This window comes from Pseudoflavonifractor sp. 60, from assembly GCF_009911645.1.
GTDB lineage: Bacteria > Bacillota > Clostridia > Oscillospirales > Oscillospiraceae > Lawsonibacter.
Genome location: NZ_QWKI01000313.1, coordinates 1 through 707, shown reverse-complemented (window position 1 = coordinate 707; position 707 = coordinate 1). Strand labels below are relative to the sequence as shown.

Genomic DNA, 707 nt, shown 5'->3' with positions numbered 1-707 from the left:
GCTGACAAGTCTGCTCCCTCTCCCGGCCCTGGCGGCGCCGGACGGGCAGGACGGCGATGACCTGCCGGCGGAGCAGTTTAACCTCGCCCCCGGCGGCACCTACTGGTTCGACCTGTCCGAGACGGGCCTTCTGGACCTTCTGGCCAATGGAGCGGTGGTAAATGCCGACCTGCCGGACCCCTCCCTCCACTGGGTGCCCTTTACCTATGCGGGGACGGTCAATGCCTACTCCCGCGAATTGGAAGGCGTAAGCACTGACAATGATGTAAAACCCTACGACCACAGCCTGTTTATCGCGGATTACAATGTGATACATATGGTATCTTGGAAGGAATTGGCGTCCCCAAACTACGACTTTATTTTCGGAAAGTACTACAACAGCAACTACGTGCCGTACCACATGCGGTCGCCGTCGGCGGGGAGCGATTGCGATGGTGAGCGCGGCGACCCGCCATCCAACGAGTGGGATAGAATCCTGGACAAAAATCCTGATTATATCAAAACCTTGGACGGTATTTTCTCCTGGGGGCAGGATGCCTTGTTAAAGCTTCCGCAGGATATGTGTGTGGTTCGTGGGTATCTCTCGGCCCGCTACTGGAACGGCGCCGATGCAGCGACTCGGTACGCGGACGTCGGCTTCCGCCCCGTCCTTGAGCCCCTGAACATTCCAGGGTCGAGCTTTGCTGATTTTAAGGTTGTCACGCTGG

The 707-nt window shown here is 58.0% G+C and carries 1 pseudogene; it reads left to right on the top strand.

The features are described 5' to 3' along the window. Positions 1–707 (top strand): annotated as a pseudogene (locus D1646_RS22085) (hypothetical protein); the annotation flags it as partial.